Source organism: Streptomyces sp. NPDC050508 (assembly GCF_040655155.1).
Classification (GTDB): Bacteria; Actinomycetota; Actinomycetes; order Streptomycetales; family Streptomycetaceae; genus Streptomyces.
In genome coordinates this window covers 115,520-130,580 of record NZ_JBFAJJ010000017.1, presented here as the reverse complement: position 1 = coordinate 130,580, position 15,061 = coordinate 115,520, and the positions used below count along the sequence as shown (strand labels likewise).

General features: G+C 69.9%; 17 protein-coding genes. 6 read left to right on the top strand and 11 right to left on the bottom strand.

Annotation, left to right across the window (positions count from 1 at the left end; all coding sequences use genetic code 11):
- Window positions 1-99 precede the first annotated feature (99 nt).
- A complete protein-coding gene (locus tag AB0I69_RS37820; protein WP_363100271.1) occupies window positions 100-447 on the top strand; it encodes a hypothetical protein in 348 nt (115 codons plus the stop codon).
- Here the strand turns inward: AB0I69_RS37820 and AB0I69_RS37815 are convergent.
- Complete coding sequence (locus AB0I69_RS37815) at window positions 331-1,350, bottom strand: sigma-70 family RNA polymerase sigma factor (protein WP_363100270.1); 1,020 nt, start codon at window positions 1,348-1,350, stop codon at window positions 331-333. The genes AB0I69_RS37820 and AB0I69_RS37815 overlap by 117 nt on opposite strands.
- A 118-nt stretch (window positions 1,351-1,468) precedes the next feature.
- The gene (locus tag AB0I69_RS37810; RefSeq protein WP_363100269.1) at window positions 1,469-2,737 is read right to left on the bottom strand and encodes an MFS transporter; all 1,269 of its coding nucleotides are present in this window, start codon (window positions 2,735-2,737) and stop codon (window positions 1,469-1,471) included.
- Window positions 2,738-2,800: 63 nt separating this feature from the next.
- Between AB0I69_RS37810 and AB0I69_RS37805 the strand changes: the two genes are divergently transcribed.
- On the top strand, window positions 2,801-3,757 hold the full coding sequence (locus tag AB0I69_RS37805; RefSeq protein ID WP_363100268.1) for a LysR substrate-binding domain-containing protein: 957 nt from the start codon (window positions 2,801-2,803) through the stop codon (window positions 3,755-3,757).
- A gap of 96 nt (window positions 3,758-3,853) precedes the next feature.
- Here the strand turns inward: AB0I69_RS37805 and AB0I69_RS37800 are convergent, their stop codons facing one another.
- Window positions 3,854-4,618, bottom strand: coding sequence for a prolyl oligopeptidase family serine peptidase (locus AB0I69_RS37800; RefSeq protein WP_363100267.1), 765 nt, complete (start codon window positions 4,616-4,618; stop codon window positions 3,854-3,856).
- A gap of 113 nt (window positions 4,619-4,731) precedes the next feature.
- On the opposite strand from AB0I69_RS37800, the gene AB0I69_RS37795 reads away from it, so the two are divergent.
- Both AB0I69_RS37795 and AB0I69_RS37790 read left to right on the top strand, forming a co-directional pair.
- On the top strand, window positions 4,732-5,889 hold the full coding sequence (locus AB0I69_RS37795; protein WP_363100266.1) for an adenosine deaminase: 1,158 nt from the start codon (window positions 4,732-4,734) through the stop codon (window positions 5,887-5,889).
- 140 nt (window positions 5,890-6,029) lie between these two features.
- Window positions 6,030-6,389, top strand: coding sequence for an ATP-binding protein (locus tag AB0I69_RS37790; protein WP_363100265.1), 360 nt, complete (start codon window positions 6,030-6,032; stop codon window positions 6,387-6,389).
- Between the two features lie 91 nt (window positions 6,390-6,480).
- Here AB0I69_RS37790 and AB0I69_RS37785 read toward each other — a convergent pair whose 3' ends face one another.
- The 5 genes from AB0I69_RS37785 to afsQ1 form a co-directional block, all read right to left on the bottom strand.
- Window positions 6,481-6,684 (bottom strand): PspC domain-containing protein, encoded by a 204-nt coding sequence (locus tag AB0I69_RS37785; RefSeq protein WP_026178268.1) that lies wholly within the window; start codon window positions 6,682-6,684, stop codon window positions 6,481-6,483.
- Window positions 6,685-6,778: 94 nt separating this feature from the next.
- Window positions 6,779-7,330 (bottom strand): VanZ family protein, encoded by a 552-nt coding sequence (locus AB0I69_RS37780; RefSeq protein WP_363100264.1) that lies wholly within the window; start codon window positions 7,328-7,330, stop codon window positions 6,779-6,781.
- Between the two features lie 101 nt (window positions 7,331-7,431).
- Window positions 7,432-8,034 (bottom strand): hypothetical protein, encoded by a 603-nt coding sequence (locus AB0I69_RS37775; RefSeq protein WP_363100263.1) that lies wholly within the window; start codon window positions 8,032-8,034, stop codon window positions 7,432-7,434.
- Window positions 8,031-9,596: a HAMP domain-containing sensor histidine kinase gene (locus AB0I69_RS37770; RefSeq protein ID WP_363100357.1), complete on the bottom strand. Its 1,566-nt coding sequence runs from the start codon at window positions 9,594-9,596 to the stop codon at window positions 8,031-8,033. Before AB0I69_RS37770 ends, AB0I69_RS37775 begins: the two co-directional genes overlap by 4 nt.
- Window positions 9,597-9,613: 17 nt before the next feature.
- Entirely contained in the window at window positions 9,614-10,291 is a 678-nt protein-coding gene (gene afsQ1 / locus AB0I69_RS37765; RefSeq protein WP_019066936.1) for a two-component system response regulator AfsQ1, read from the bottom strand.
- A 255-nt stretch (window positions 10,292-10,546) separates the two neighbouring features.
- On the opposite strand from afsQ1, the gene AB0I69_RS37760 reads away from it, so the two are divergent.
- A complete protein-coding gene (locus AB0I69_RS37760; protein ID WP_363100262.1) occupies window positions 10,547-11,284 on the top strand; it encodes a SigE family RNA polymerase sigma factor in 738 nt (245 codons plus the stop codon).
- A 175-nt stretch (window positions 11,285-11,459) separates the two neighbouring features.
- Here AB0I69_RS37760 and AB0I69_RS37755 read toward each other — a convergent pair whose 3' ends face one another.
- On the bottom strand, window positions 11,460-12,107 hold the full coding sequence (locus tag AB0I69_RS37755; RefSeq protein WP_363100261.1) for a uridine kinase: 648 nt from the start codon (window positions 12,105-12,107) through the stop codon (window positions 11,460-11,462).
- 127 nt (window positions 12,108-12,234) lie between these two features.
- Between AB0I69_RS37755 and AB0I69_RS37750 the strand changes: the two genes are divergently transcribed.
- Window positions 12,235-12,639, top strand: coding sequence for a hypothetical protein (locus AB0I69_RS37750; protein ID WP_363100260.1), 405 nt, complete (start codon window positions 12,235-12,237; stop codon window positions 12,637-12,639).
- Between the two features lie 103 nt (window positions 12,640-12,742).
- On the opposite strand, the gene AB0I69_RS37745 is transcribed toward AB0I69_RS37750, so the two are convergent.
- A complete protein-coding gene (locus tag AB0I69_RS37745; RefSeq protein WP_363100259.1) occupies window positions 12,743-13,630 on the bottom strand; it encodes an aldehyde dehydrogenase family protein in 888 nt (295 codons plus the stop codon).
- Window positions 13,623-15,059 (bottom strand): aldehyde dehydrogenase family protein, encoded by a 1,437-nt coding sequence (locus tag AB0I69_RS37740; protein WP_363100356.1) that lies wholly within the window; start codon window positions 15,057-15,059, stop codon window positions 13,623-13,625. The genes AB0I69_RS37745 and AB0I69_RS37740 overlap by 8 nt, the downstream gene beginning before the upstream one ends.
- Window positions 15,060-15,061: the final 2 nt, after the last annotated feature.

Below are 15,061 nucleotides of genomic sequence, written 5' to 3'. Positions count from 1 at the left end.
GTATCCAGGGCGGGGCTGATCCGTGGGGCATACAGCAAACCTAGGCGGTCGCCCCCGATGAGTTACGACCGCCCACCCGGTCTACCGATCGTGGACGCCATGACACCCGCAGTACTCGTGCCGACCGGCCCCGTCACCCGTGACGAGGAGACGGAGCTGTGCGACGAGGTGCGGGCGCTGCTGGCGGCGACCGGTACCGGAGTGGTCCTGGTCGAGGTCGTGGGGCCCGGCCCGCCGGGGCTCGGGACCGTCGACCTCCTGGCCCGGCTGCAACTCACCGCCAGGCGGACCGGGGGCGGCCGGATCGGACTCCGCGCCCCCACCCCCGTGCTACGCGCCCTCCTCGACCTGGTCGGACTCCGCTTCGAGGTGGAGGGGCAGGTCGAACAGCGGGAACCAGCGCTTCGTGTCCAGGAAGAAGTGGAACCCGGTGAGCCGGCCGTCTGAGATCTCCAGGACCTGCACCGACCAGGGGCTGAAGCCGCCCGCCTCCGGGTCCGGCTTGTACTGGGCGAAGCCCGGCAGACCGTTCACCTGCACCGGGATCAGGCGCGAGCCCTCGCAGGCGGCGCCGATCGTCGTCATGAAGCCCGTGATGTCGTCGTGGCCGGTCAGCCACAGGTCGAACGGCGGCATCGTCATGATGGCGTCCTCGTGCAGCAGCGCCGTCAGCGCGGCCATGTCGTAGCCCTCGAAGGCGGCGACGTACCGCTCCAGAAGCTTCTGCTGCTCCTCGTCGAGCGGATCGGACACGGCGGCGTCGGCCGCCTTCTCGTCCCGCTCGGCGAGCGTCGCCCGGGCCCGCTGCAACGCGCTGTTGACCGACGCGACGGAGGTGTCGAGCAGCTCGGCCACCTCGTTCGCCCGCCAGGCCAGCACCTCGCGCAGGATCAGCACCGCCCGCTGTTTGGGCGGCAGTTGCTGCAGCGCGGCCATGAACGCGAGCCGTACCGACTCCTTGGCGACCGCAGCCTCCGCCGGGTCCACGATGCTCGGCAGCACCCGCGCGTCCGGCATCGGCTCCAGCCACGTGTTGTCCGGGCGGGGCGACAGCGCGGCCTGCGCGAGAGGGGTGGAGTCGCTCAGATCGACGGGCCGCGCCCGCTTGTTGCCCGCGGACAGCATGTCCAGGCAGACGTTGGTGGCGATCCGGTACAGCCAGGACCGCAGACTGGACCGTCCCTCGAACTTCTCGTAGTTCCGCCACGCGCGGACCATCGTGTCCTGCACCGCGTCCTCGGCCTCGAAGGAGGAGCCGAGCATGCGGTAGCAGTACCCGGTCAGCTCGACGCGGTGCTTCTCCAGCCTGATGTCGAGGTCGTCCGTCGTAGTCACAGCGCTGTCACTCATGGTCTCGCCCACCCACCCCTGTGGCCGTCCTGTCGTGCGCGGCGCGTCTTTGCGCCCCACACCCCGGAAGCTACCGCAGCCCACTGACAATGGCGCGTGGAGTGGACGAACGCGCAGGTCAGGCCGGAGTGAGTGCCCGCTCCACCCGCGCCGCCCGCGAGCCGAGCACAGTGATCGTCACGACCCCCAGGACCGCCAGCACACCCACGCCCACCGTCCCGGCCCAGCCCCCCGCGTGAAACGCGATCGCGCCGACCGTACTGCCGGTACTGGACCCGATGTAGTAGGCGGACTGATAGAGAGCCGATGCCTGCGCCCGCCCGGTCGTCGCCGTCTTGCTGACCGCCGAGGACGCGACCGCGTGCCCCGCGAAGAAGCCCGCCGTGATGAGCACCAGGCCCAGCAGCACCAGGGGAAGCGAGTCGGCCAGGGAGACCAGCAGACCCGCCGCCGTCGTACCGCCCGCCAGGTAAAGGGCACCCCGCCGCCCCAGCCGACCGACCAACCGCCCCGCCGTGGACGCCGACACGGTCCCCACCAGATACACCAGGAAGATCGAGCCGATGATGCCCTGGGGGAGCGAGAAGGGGGCCTCGGTCAGGCGGTAGCCGATCACCGTGTAGACGCCGCCGAACACCGTCATGAACAGCGCGCCGATCGCGTACAGGCGGCACAGCAGCGGGTTCGCGAGGTGGTCGCGGACCGTGCGGGCCAGCACACGCGGGCGCAGCGAGCCCGGAGTGAAGTGCTTCGGGGCGGGGAGGAGGAGCCGGAAGGCGACCGCGCAGCCGACCGCGATGACGCCGATCACCGCGACGGCGACCCGCCACCCCCACTCCTGCGCGACCCACCCGGTGATGACCCGGCCGCTCATCCCGCCGACGCTGTTGCCCGCCACGAACAGGCCGATCGCCGTCACCAGCGCCTTCGGCCGGACCTCCTCCGCCAGATACGCCGTAGCGGAGGCGGGCAACCCCGCCAGCGCGGCGCCCTGGAGGAACCGCAGCGCCACCAGCGCGCCCAGCGACGGCGCGAACGGGACCAGGACCCCGATGCTCACCGCGACCACCAGCGACGCGGTCATGACCGTACGACGTCCGAAACGCTCCGACAGCGCGCTCATCGGCAGGACGAACACCGCGAGCCCGCCGGTCGCCGCCGCCACCGTCCAGCTCGCCGCGCTCGCGCTCACGCCGAAGCCGGACGAGATCAGCGGCAGCAGGGCCTGCGTGGAGTACAGCAGCGCGAAGGTCGCCACACCCGCGAGGAAGAGCGCGAAGCTCATCCGGCGATAGCCGGGACCACCCGGCGTCAGCCGTGAGTCGGAGTCGGGGACGGGGGTGGTGGCGGCCACGATCGTGGACGCCCCGGTATCGGCGGGAGACATGCTTCGAAGTTACGTACGCTCCCGCTGATCCGTCCAATGCACGGAAACGCCATAATCGTTCCCATGGCGCATCAACAGAGGTCACAGGCTCATCTGTCACCGTCCGGTGACACAGAAGACATCGTCGCGCTGCTCGCGCCGCGCCTCGCGTACTTCGCCGGAGTCGCCCGCACCGAGCACGTCACCCGGGCCGCACAGGAGATGCAGGTCCCGCAGTCCACCCTGTCGCGCGCCATGGTCCGCCTCGAACAGGACCTGGGCGTCGACCTGTTCGCGCGCAGAGGCCGCACGGTGTCGTTGACCCCCGCCGGCCGCACCTTCCTCACCTCCGTCGAACGCGCCCTCGCCGAGATCGAGAAGGCCGCCGACGAGGTCCGCGCCGACGCCGACCCCACCACCGGCAAGGTCGCCTTCGGCTTCCTCCACACCCTGGGTTCGGAAACCGTCCCCGGCCTCATCCGCGCCTTCCGCGCCGACCACCCCCGCGTCCGCTTCAGCCTCGTCCAGAACTACGGCGAGGCCATGCTGGAACGCCTTCGCGCGGGCGAACTGGACCTGTGCCTCCTGACCGCCCCCACCCTCGACGCCCCCGACGTCGTGGCCCACCGCCTCGACGTACAGAAACTCCGCCTCGTCGTCCCGGCCGACCACCGCCTGGCGACGAGAAAGCGGATCCGCCTCGCAGAGGCAGCCGACGAGACCTTCGTAACCCTGGAACCGGGCTACGGCCTCCGCAGCATCACCGACGCCGTCTGCAAGGAGGCCGGCTTCCGCCCGAAGATCGCCTTCGAGGGAGAGGAGGCGGAGACCCTACGGGGCCTGGTGGCGGCGGGACTGGGAGTAGCCCTCCTCCCTCCACCAGCCGTACCCCGCCCGGGAGTTGCGGAGCTGACGGTCACAGCTCCAAGGGCGGTGAGGGAGATCGGCGTGGCGTGGTTGGACGGCCACCCAGACACACCCCCGGTGGCGGCTTTCAAGCAGTTCCTACTCGCAAGAAAGGGCAACTTGCTCCCAACGTAGGCGCATCCCACCCAGGGGCGCGGGGCTGTCTCAATTTGCGGCTCCGCCGCGTGGGCGCGACCAGCCCCCACCGGACCCGCACCCCGCAACGAACCCTCAACCCCTACGAAGCGACCGCCCAAACCCCGCAGCCAACGGCATCCTCAACCCCAAAGGCGGCGGAGCCTGAAGCGCATCCTCAACAGGCCGAGAAAACGCCCGCCCGAACAACGCCCCCATCACGAAGTCCTCCGTCAACGCATGCACTTCCTGCCGGTGTTGATGCAACCCGTGCCCGTCGGAGTGCACCTCGAACCGACACACCTCCCGGTTCGCCTTCTTCGCCCGGGACGCCAACCGGAACGACAGTTCGGGATCGGTCCGTTCGTCGTTCGTGCCGTGCACGATCAACACCCGCCGCCCCGCCAGCTGCTTCACCGGTTCGGGTGGCGCCGCCACATCCTGTTCGGGCAGCCAAGGAGCCAGCGCCACCACGGAGTTGACCGCCTCGTGCCCGGCGGAGCGCAACGCCGCTCGCCCGCCCATGTCGATCCCGACGAGACACACGGGCACGTCCCCGTACCGCCGTACGACCTCGTCCACCGCCCAGGACGCGTCGTGCGCGAGATGCGCCTCGCTGCCGTTCCAGCCGCGACAGCGGTAGTGGACGACATGCGCGGCGAGCCCGTCACCCGCGCCCGCGCGGGCCAGTCTGCGCCCCAACGTCCGTACGGAGGCCGTGGCCATGAGGGGGGACGGCCTGCGGGCGGAGACCTCGTCGCCGCCGGGGAGCAGCAGCACCACGCCGCTCACCGAGGTCGGTTCGGGGCCGAGCGCCCTCCCCAGCCGGGCCGTCCTGACCGGCGTCGCTTGCTGTGCCATGACAGAACAGTGTCAGAAGTGAGCGTGTACGCCATCCTTCCGCGCGGTCACCGTTACGTATCGACGGATTCGTACAACAGGTGATCTACGCGCGTAGGAGTTAGAGTGCGGAAATGACGAGCCAGAGCATCCCGAACACCCCGACGCCGGACCAGATCCGCCGGGCGCCGAAGGTTCTGCTGCACGACCACCTCGACGGCGGTCTCCGCCCGGGGACGATCGTCGAACTCGCCCGGGACGCCGGGTACACCGAACTCCCCGAGACCGATCCGGACAAGCTCGGCGTGTGGTTCGCCGAGGCCGCCGACTCCGGTTCGCTGGAACGGTACTTGGAGACCTTCTCGCACACCGTCGGCGTGATGCAGACCCGGGACGCGCTGATCCGGGTCGCCCGCGAGTGCGCCGAGGACCTCGCCGAGGACGGTGTCGTCTACGCGGAGGTGCGGTACGCGCCCGAGCAGCACCTCGACGGCGGGCTCAGCCTCGAAGAGGTCGTCGAGGCCGTCAACGAGGGCTTCCGGCAAGGGGAGTTGCTCGCGCGGGAGAGCGGGCGGCGGATTCGCGTGGGGGCGCTCCTCACCGCGATGCGGCATGCCGCCCGTGCGCTGGAGATCGCCGAACTCGCCAACCGCTACCGCGACTTGGGCGTCGTCGGCTTCGACATCGCGGGCGCGGAGGCCGGGTTCCCGCCCACCCGGCACCTGGACGCCTTCGAGTACCTGAAGCGCGAGAACAACCACTTCACCATCCACGCCGGTGAGGCCTTCGGGCTGCCGTCGATCTGGCAGGCGTTGCAGTGGTGCGGCGCCGACCGGCTCGGGCACGGGGTGCGGATCATCGACGACATCCAGATCCAGGACGACGGCTCGGTCAAGCTCGGCCGGCTCGCGTCGTACGTCCGGGACAAGCGCATCCCGCTGGAGCTGTGCCCCAGCTCCAACCTCCAGACCGGTGCCGCCGACTCCTACGCCGAGCACCCCATCGGGCTGTTGCGCAGGCTCCACTTCCGGGCCACGGTCAACACCGACAACCGCCTGATGTCCCACACCAGCATGACCCGGGAATTCGAGCACCTTGTCGAGGCGTTCGGTTATTCGCTCGACGACATGCAGTGGTTCTCCGTCAATGCTATGAAGTCAGCATTCATTCCTTTCGATGAACGACTGGCCATGATCAATGACGTGATCAAGCCCGGATACGCCGAACTCAAATCCGAATGGCTGTTCCGGCAGACCGCTTCCACCAGCGGTTCTGTATCCGAAGAGAGCTGAACGGGGTCGAACAGGCGGCAGGGAATGCGGGCGGGTGTTCACAATCCGTCCGCATTTCGATGTTTGCGGCGGGTGCCTTCGCGTGTTTACGGTCTTGGACCGCTCACATCCCCGTCATCCCATTCAAGGACGCATTCACCATGAAGCAGTCTGCTGCCAAGACCCTCGGTGTCGCCGCCCTCGGTGCCGCCTTCGCCGCCGTCGGCGCGGGTGCCGCGAGCGCGGCCCCGGCGGTTCCGGACGCCACCCAGGCGCTGGGCACCGTGACCCACACGCTGCCCGCGGAGAACGTCACCAAGGCGCTGCCGGGTGCCGGCCAGGCGCTGAGCCAGGCACAGCCCGCGCTCGCCGGTGGTCTCTCCGCCGTGCAGCCGGCCGCCGAGAAGGTCCTCTCCGACGGCCCGACCGCGCCCGTCGCCGGACTGCTGGGCGGCCTGCCGCTGTCGCAGACGGGCCTGCCCACGCACGGCCTGCCGCTGAACGGCGTCCCGCTGGGCTGAGCCCCGCCCCCCTGAACGCGCCGATGGGGCGCACCCCTGGACGAGGGTGCGCCCCATCGGCGTACGTGGACGGCGGCCGGGGGCCGGAGCGTCACCAGGCCTCGGTGCGCACCTTGTCCTCGGACGGGAACAGGATCCACAGCGCGATGTAGAGCAGGAACTGCGGCCCGGGCAGCAGACACGAGAGCAGGAAGATCACCCGCATCGTGGTCGCGGAGGTACCGAAGCGCCGCGCCAGCGCTGCGCACACTCCGCCGATCATGCGGCCTTGGGTGGGGCGGGCAATGGCGGTCATGACTTACTCCTTCGCGAGCGGTTGTCCGAGGCCCCCCGTGCGGTTGCCTCATCTGCCCTCAACGCTACGGAGCCGCAGCCCGCGGGGCGTCGCTCTACGGTGCGATGCCGACCCTGGGAATCGTCGGGGTCCGTCCCTGAGTCGCTTCCTCCTGGAGGACGGCCACGGGGCGTCCGCTCTCGCCCCTGCGGCGGAGCCAGGCACGGGCCGCCGGGACGATCGCGGCGTGCGCGAGGGCCACGCCGACCGTGTTCATGAGCAGCGAGTCGATGTCCACGACCTGACCGGGCACCCCGGTCTGCAGCAGTTCGATGCCCAGGGAGATCAGCGCGCCCGCGGCGACCGTACGGATGAGGGACGCGAGCGGGGAGACCTGGAGTCTGCCGCTGGCCATCGGGAGCAGGACGCCCAGCGGGGCCAGCAGCGCGAGGCCCTCACCGATCCGCTTCATTCCCTCCGGCCAGCCCATGGCCAGATCGGCCCGGATGCTGGCCAGCGGGTGCAGATTCGGCGGCATCACCCAGGGGACGTCCCTCGGGCGCAGCGTGACCCAGGCGACGAGCACGAGGTGTGCGACGAGGAGGACACCCCCTGTCACACGGACGCGAATCGCGGCACTGCCGCCGATGGAGCCTTGACGCTGCACGCCCCACAAGACGCCCCCTCCGGCACGATCGGTTCCGGGTAGCGGCCAAGCACCAGGGTGAGGCTTCCGCCACACCCCCTTTTCATTGCTCGTTCGCGGCTTCAGCCGCCCGTGACCTCGCTGGAAGGCGGTGCCTTGGTGCCGGGGTCGGAGCGGACGTCGTCGGTGCACTCGTAGCGGCGCAGCGGTGTGTTGTCCGGGCCGCCGAGGATCACGGAGCCGTCGCCCTCGGCCGCGGCCGAGTCGGAGAACGTGCAGACGATCTGGCCGAGCGCGTACGACGTCAGGTCGGCCGGTGGACTGCTCAGCCGCAGCGCGTCCTTGGGATCCCTGCCACGCGGTCCGCTCACGGACATGCCGCCGCGCACGTCGGTCGTGTACCCGGCCTCCTGCTCGCCCGACGACGGCGACTCGGCGAGCTGGTCCAGCAGCCCCTGGGCCACGATCACCCGCCGCTGCGCGTCCGCCGTACCGTCCGGCACCTGCACGGCCCGGTCGACGGTCACCAGCGACGACCCGCAGAGCAGGAACACCTGCACGGGCACCCCGCGCGCGGCCTGCGTCGACACGTCCGGTTCGGTGAGCGTGCAGCGCACCCTGGAGGGCGCGGGCCCGAAGTCGGTCGGCACCTCCGTGGCCCGGATCCCGCACCCCGTCAGCAGCAGCGCGAGCAGGGGCAGACCCATCAACTGTCGTACGGTCATGGCGTGTTCCCCTTGGAGCCGTCCGAGCCGTCCCCTTCGCCCTCGCCCTTGTCGGTCTCCTCCATGAGCGCCGAGGCGTCCCTCGGCAGGCGCAGGGTGAACACCGCGCCGCCGTCGGGGGAGTTGGCGGCGGTGATCCCGCCGCCGTGGATGTGGGCGTTCTCCATGGCGATGGAGAGGCCGAGGCCGCTGCCCTCGGAGCGCGGCCGGGAGGCGCTCGCCTTGTAGAAGCGGTCGAAGACGTGCGGCAGGACGTCCTCGGGGATGCCGGGGCCGTGGTCGCGGACCGCGATGACGAGGTCGTCGTCCTCCAGGCGGACCGAGACCCGGACCGGCGAGCCGCCGTGCTTGAGGGCGTTGCCGATGAGGTTGGCGAGGATGACGTCGAGGCGGCGCGGGTCGAGCCGGGAGTGGATGCCGCGCTCGGCGTCCAGGTCCACGGCGTCCAGCCAGGCCCGGGCGTCGATGCAGGCGGTGATCTGGTCGGCGAGGTCGACGTCGTCGAGGACGAGCCGGGCGGTGCCCGCGTCGAAGCGGGTGACCTCCATCAGGTTCTCGACGAGGTCGCCGAGCCGCTTGGTCTCGCTGACGACGAGGCGTACGGCGGGCTCGATCATCGGGTCCACGCTGCCCGTCTCGGCGTCGAGTTCCTCCTCAAGGACCTCCACCACGGCGGTGATGGCGGTCAGCGGAGTGCGCAGCTCGTGCGACATGTCGGCGACGAACCGGCGCGAGGCGTCGTCGCGGGCGGCCATGTCGGCGACCCGCTTCTCCAGCGCCTCTGCGGTCTGGTTGAACGTCCGTGACAGCTCGGCGAGTTCATCGGTCCCGGAGACCCGCAGCCGGGTGTCGAGCTTGCCCTCGCCGAGCCGGCGCGCGGCGATACCGAGCCGGTGCACCGGCTTGAGGACGGTCGTCGCGGCGGCCTGCGCGAGCAGCGCGGAACCGATCAGCGCCAGCCCGGTGGCGATACCCAGCGACCAGGCAAGGGAGTTGAGGTCCTTCGCCTCCGGCTCAAGGGACTTGAGCATGTAGCCGGTCGGACCGCCACCGATCATCCGCGTACCGGCCACCAGATACGGCGTGCCGTGCTCGGTGACCCGCTGCCAGTACAGGTGGTACGGCTCCTTGTTGCCGTCGGTCACCGACTGCTGCTTGTTCACCGCCGTACGCAGCGACTTGGGCACGTCCTCCAGCGAAAAGCCGTTCAGGCCGCCCGAGTTGCCGAAGACCGTCTGCTTGTTCGTGTCCTCGGCGACGAGCAGGACGCTGAAACGCTGGCTGCTGTTCGCCATCTGGCCCGCGGTACGCATCAGTTCGTCCTGCGTGGTCGGCATGGGCAGCGCGCTCGCGTGGTTCTGCATCTCCTGCCGGAAGTCGCGCAGGACGGCGTCCTGCGCGCGGGTGAGCACCGCCTCGCGGTTGAGCCAGTAGGCGATACCGGACGCGGACACGGCGGCGGTCAGCGCGACCAGACCGAACACGACCACCAACCGCAGCCGCAGGCTGGTGAACCGCAGCCGCCACAGAACTCCCTTACGACCCGGGCGCCAGCCGCGGATCCCCCCTGGTGCGTCGGTCACTGAGGCGAGTCCAGGCGGTAACCGACCCCGCGCACGGTGCGGATGAGGGTCGGGGACGACGGCACGTCCTCGACCTTGGCGCGCAACCGCTGCACACACGCGTCCACCAGACGCGAGTCACCGAGGTAGTCGTGCTCCCACACCAGACGCAGCAACTGCTGCCGGGACAGGGCCTGTCCGGGCCGCCGGCTCAGCTCCAGGAGCAGCCGCAGCTCGGTGGGCGTGAGCTGCAGGTCCTCGCCGTTCTTCGTGACGGTCATCGCGGCCCGGTCGATGACGAGGGAACCGAACGACGCCGCGTCGTTGGCTTCTCGCTCCCCGCGCCGGAGCACGGCCCGGATACGGGCGTCCAGCACCCGCCCCTGCACGGGTTTGACCACGTAGTCGTCGGCGCCGGACTCCAGCCCGACGACGATGTCGATGTCGTCGCTGCGCGCGGTCAGCAGAATGATCGGCAGCTGGTCCGTGCGCCGGATACGACGGCACACCTCGAAACCGTCGATGCCGGGCAGCATCACATCCAGCACGATCAGGTCCGGCCGCTGCTCACGCAACAGCTTCAGACCGTCCTCGCCACTGGCAGCGGTGGCAACCCGGTGTCCCTGGCGCGTCAGCGAGAGCTCCAGGGCCGTCCGGATGGCGTCGTCGTCCTCGATCAGCAACAGGGAAGGCACGGGGCTCATTCTGGCCCATGGCGGGGTGCGGTTTCGACACCTGTACGTGTAAGCACCCGTAGCGCTCCTTTCTGTGACCGGACTGTCCGTTTTCTGAGGAGGGCCGCAGAGACCTACCCCTGTGACAGGTCTGTGACAGTCGGGGGACACGTCCATGAAGTGGCCCCGGCAGGATTTTCGGCACAGGCAAGGAACCACGAAGGAACCGAGCCGGAACATCCGAACACCGGGCAAGTCCACTACGGGGGGCGCGAGATGAACACGCTGCACAGCACCAGCAACAACGCAGTCATCACGCGTCTGCACGACGTCACCCGGGGTTCCGAGAAGTCCGGTGCCGTGAGCGGGCGGGGGTGCGTTCGCGGTGCCGGGCGTCAGCACACCGGTTACATGACGGTGGTTGACGCGCACACGGGGGAAGCGCACGGGGGAAGCGCGTACGGGGAGGAGACGGGGGAGCGTCGTTCGCTGTCGGAGGCGGAGTTCACCGCCTACGTCCAGGAGCGCCGCGCCTCCCTGTACGCAACCGCCTACCACCTGACCGGCGACCGCTTCGAGGCCGAGGACCTGCTGCAGAGCGCGCTGTTCTCGACGTACAAGGCGTGGGACCGGATCAGCGACAAGGCCGCGGTCGGGGGCTATCTCCGCCGCACCATGACGAACCTGCACATCAGCGCGTGGCGCCGCCGCAAGCTGAACGAGTACCCGACCGAGGAACTGCCGGAGACGCCCGGCGACACGGACGCGATGCGCGGCACGGAACTGCGCGCGGTCCTGTGGCAGGCGCTGGCCCGGCTGCCCGAACTCCAGCGCACCATGCTGGTCCTCCGCTACTACGAGGGCCGCACGGACCCGGAGATCGCGGAGATCCTCGACATCAGTGTCGGCACGGTGAAGTCCAGCATCTGGCGGTCGCTCCGCCGCATGCGTGAGGACGAGGTCCTCAGCTTCGGCCGTGACGAGGAGGACGCCTTCGGGGAGCTTGTCGCCTGAGGGTTGGGGGGAGTAAGTAACGGGGGAGGTCCGGGGGGCCACGGGGGATCGGTGCCGGGGGGCGCCGACGGGGTCACGGGGACCATGGGGGGAAACACGGGGGAAGTACCACGGGGGAACGGGGAGAGCGGGACTGGAGGGCCGGGGGGTCCGTCCAGTCCCGCTTTTTTTGGTTCTACGGCGCGGAGGGCGCCGGAGTCGTCCGTGCCGGGCGCCGGCCCACCGCCGCCGCGGCGAGCCGGCCCAGCGCCTCGTCCTTGTCGCAGGCGTACGCGCCGAGTCCGGTCTGCCGGGCCACGATCGACCGCTCCAGCCTCATCAGCCGCCAGCCGCGCCGCAGCAGGAACCGTACGGACTTGCGGCCCTCCCTGAGATCCCGCAGGAACCGGCGCCGGAAGGTGCGCATCGGACCCCGGCTCAGGCACAGCGCGTCCGCGAGGACCCCCAGTTCCTGGCAGCGGGTGATGACCTCGGCGGCGAAGATGCCCTCCGCTATGAACAACGGGGTCCGGCCCACATCGACCGCCTCCGTGCCCGTACGGGCGCTGAGCGAGATGTCGTAGACCGGCACGTCCGTACGGCCCGTGCGGCACAGCTCGACGATCGCGGTGACCGCGACGTCCGCGTCCCAGGAGTCGGGGTGGTCCCAGTCGATGTCCGAACTCCCCGCCACCTGCGGCAGCGTCGGGTCGTCGCCCTCTTTGTAGAAGTCGTCGAGCCGCAGCACGGGCAGACCGGACCGGGCGGAGACGAGGGACTTGCCGGAACCCGAGGGGCCGCACAGCAGCACGACACGGGCCGGTGACGGGGAAAGGATGCTCACGGGACACCAGTTTGACGTATTCCGTACGTCCTGCCGACCCCGCGGGTCGTCAGTGGAACGCGCATCACACGTCAACTACCCTTCGTGCTGACCTGATTACCCTGCGCACCAGAAGGTGGCACCAGCAATGGCACGACACACGTCCCCCCAGCACCCGACCGCCCAGCGGGCCCTGGTCGCCCTCGCGACCGCCGGAGTCGCCCTCGGTGCGGGGGCGGCGTCGGCCGCCGCGGACACCGCGCCTGTGGTGGACGTGATGCGGACGCGGCCCACGTCTCTGGGCAAGATCGACCCCGCGGCGGGCCTCCAGGCGATGACCGGCACCGTCGGCTACGTCACCGGGCCGGTCGCCGGTCTCAAGCCGAATCCGCTCGCGGGGACGGGTGTTGATCCCCTCGACAACGGGGTTGCGACCCAGCTCGCCGACTTTCAGCCGCTGGCTTCGCAGGCGTTGACGGGGCCGGTGGCTGAGGCTCAGTCGATCGGGAGCATGCCGGTGGTGGGGCAGGTGACGGGGCTGCTCGGGGGTTGAGCTGCGGGGTCGGTCGGGGAACTGCGGACTCGTTGCCGGGTGCGAGTCCGTCGTGGCTGGTCGCGCAGTTCCCCGCGCCCCTGGGCGGTGGCCTTCGGCCTGCCTAGTACGAGGAGCCGCCTGCTCCCAGTGAACCCGTGGGGTGCCAGACCGTCTTCGTCTCCAGGAAGGCTGTCAGGCGGTCGATGCCCGGGGTCTCCGTGTAATCCACAGGCTGTGGACGGAGGACTCGCTTGAGGTTGTCGGCCGCTGCGATCTCCAAGTCCTTCGCCAGTACGTCGTCGGCGCCGGCCAAGTCGATCGCGTTGACGTCCTGGTGTGCGGCCAGGGGTGCGGCGATCTCCGCCGTCTTGCCGGAGAGGACGTTGACGACACCGCCGGGCAGGTCGGAGGTGGCCAGGACCTCGCCCAACGACAGTGCGGGGAGCGGGGAGTTCTCGCTCGCGATGACGATCACCGTGTTGCCGGTCGCGATCACCGGGGCGACGACCGAGATCAGGCCCAGGAAGGAGGATTCCTGGGGTGCCAGGACGGTGACTACTCCCGTCGGCTCGGGGGAGGAGAGGTTGAAGTACGGGCCCGCTACCGGGTTGCCGCCGCCGACCACCTGCGCGATCTTGTCGGTCCAGCCCGCGTACCAGACCCAGCGGTCGATCGCCGCGTCGACGACAGCGGCGGCCTTGGACTTCGACAGGCCCTCCGCGTCCGCGACTTCACGCGCGAACTGGTCCTTGCGGCCCTCCAGCATCTCGGCGATGCGGTAGAGGATTTGACCGCGGTTGTACGCCGTCGCGCCGGACCAGCCGCCGAACGCCTTGCGCGCCGCTACGACCGCGTCGCGGGCGTCCTTGCGGGAGGAAAGGGGCGCGTTCGCGAGCCACTTGCCCTTTGAGTCGGTCACCTCGTACACCCGGCCGCTCTCGGAACGCGGGAACTTCCCGCCGACGTACAGCTTGTAGGTCTTGAAGACGGACAGTCGTGTGTCAGACATCGAGGTACGCCTCCAGGCCGTGGCGACCGCCCTCGCGGCCGAAGCCCGACTCCTTGTAGCCGCCGAACGGCGAGGTCGGGTCGAACTTGTTGAACGTGTTGGACCAGATGACACCCGCGCGCAGCTTGCTCGCGACCGCGAGGATGCGGGAGCCCTTCTCGGTCCAGATGCCCGCCGAGAGGCCGTACTGCGTGTTGTTGGCCTTCGCGACCGCCTCCTCGGGCGTACGGAAGGTCAGCACGGACAGCACCGGGCCGAAGATCTCGTCGCGGGCGATCGTGTGCGCCTGGGTGACGTTCGTGAAGAGCGTCGGGGCGAACCAGTAGCCGGAGGACGGGAGTTCACAGGCCGGGGACCAGCGCTCGGCGCCTTCCGCCTCGCCCTGTTCCACGAGTGTGGTGATCCGCGCGAGCTGCTCGGCGGAGTTGATCGCGCCGATGTCGGTGTTCTTGTCGAGCGGGTCACCGAGGCGGAGCGTGGACAGCCGCCGCTTGAGCGAGTCCATCAACTCGTCCTGGATCGACTCCTGTACGAGGAGACGGGAGCCCGCGCAGCAGACCTGGCCCTGGTTGAAGAAGATGCCGGTGACGATCCCCTCCACGGCCTGGTCGATGGGGGCGTCGTCGAAGACGATGTTCGCGCCCTTGCCGCCGAGTTCGAGGGTGACCTTCTTGCGAGAGCCCGCGACGGTCCTCGCGATCTCCTTGCCGACCGCCGTGGAGCCGGTGAAGGCGACCTTGTTCACGTCCGGGTGGGCGACGAGCGCGGCGCCCGAATCGCCGTATCCCGTAAGGATGTTGACGACCCCCTTGGGGAGGCCGGCCTGGCGGCAGATGTCCGCGAAGAAGAGGGCCGAGAGGGGGGTCGTCTCTGCCGGCTTCAGGACGACCGTGTTGCCGGTGGCCAGCGCCGGGGCGATCTTCCAGGCCAGCATCAGGAGCGGGAAGTTCCAGGGGATGACCTGGCCCGCGACGCCCAGCGGCTGCGGGTTCGATCCGAAGCCGGCGTGGTCCAACTTGTCGGCCCAGCCCGCGTAGTAGAAGAAGTGCGCGGCGACCAGGGGGAGGTCCGCGTCGCGGGTCTCCTTGATGGGCTTGCCGTTGTCCAGGGTTTCCAGGACGGCCAGTTCGCGGCTGCGCTCCTGGATGATCCGGGCGATGCGGAACAGGTACTTGGCGCGCTCGGAGCCGGGCAGTGCCGACCACTTCTCGAAGGCCTTGCGGGCGGCCTTCACCGCGCGGTCGACGTCCGCCTCGCCCGCCTGGGCGATCTCGGAGAGGACTTCTTCGGTGGAGGGGGAGACGGTCTTGAAGACCTTGCCGTCGGCCGCCTCGGTGAACTCGCCGTCGATGAACAGGCCGTAGGAGGGCGCGATGTCGACGACGGAGCGGGACTCGGGCGCCGGTGCGTATTCAAAAGTAGCCATGATGG